Origin of the sequence: Aeromonas sp. sif2416 (assembly GCF_019218665.1) — a bacterium.
GTDB lineage: Bacteria > Pseudomonadota > Gammaproteobacteria > Enterobacterales > Aeromonadaceae > Aeromonas > Aeromonas encheleia.
The window spans coordinates 1-592 of record NZ_JAHUXC010000029.1; the positions used below are offsets into that span (position 1 = coordinate 1).

1 tRNA gene and 1 rRNA gene are annotated in these 592 nt (G+C 46.8%); both read right to left on the reverse strand.

Going from position 1 to position 592, the window contains the following annotated elements:
- Nucleotides 1–221: 221 nt before the first annotated feature.
- Nucleotides 222–297, reverse strand: a tRNA-Glu gene (locus tag KW821_RS21370).
- 208 nt (nt 298–505) lie between these two features.
- A 16S ribosomal RNA gene (locus KW821_RS21375) occupies nt 506–592 on the reverse strand; the annotation flags it as partial.

Below are 592 nucleotides of genomic sequence, written 5' to 3' on the forward strand. Positions count from 1 at the left end.
CACGGCTTGTTGTCGTACAACAAGGACCAAAAATAAATTTTGGTTTTCGCCAAGAAGTTTCCAAAGCACTTGTAACAAATGTTTGAGAACTACTTTTTAAATCAGCTTTCCAGATTGTTAAAGAGCATGTTTGCAACAGCATTCACTTATAAAGTGCGCTGAAGAAAACAGACATAAACATTACATGCTTATGTCTGCATTCTTGTTAGCAAGAAGAGAAGTGGCGTCCCCTAGGGGATTCGAACCCCTGTTACCGCCGTGAAAGGGCGGTGTCCTAGGCCTCTAGACGAAGGGGACCCGGATTTGTCTTTGCGCTCGCGCGCAGATGTTTGGGTAGCCGCTTTCGCCGCTATTCACGTCCCAACACCCAACAAAAGGGCTTCTCTCGTTTGGCGTTAGCCAAACAAGCACTGACGCGACATCACTGGCGCATCAGGTCTTTGCTCTAACTACTTTGAATCAAGTCAATCTGTGTGAACACTCAACAACTTCGTCATCATTAAGGTAAGGAGGTGATCCAACCCCAGGTTCCCCTAGGGTTACCTTGTTACGACTTCACCCCAGTCATGAATCACACCGTGGTAAACGCCCT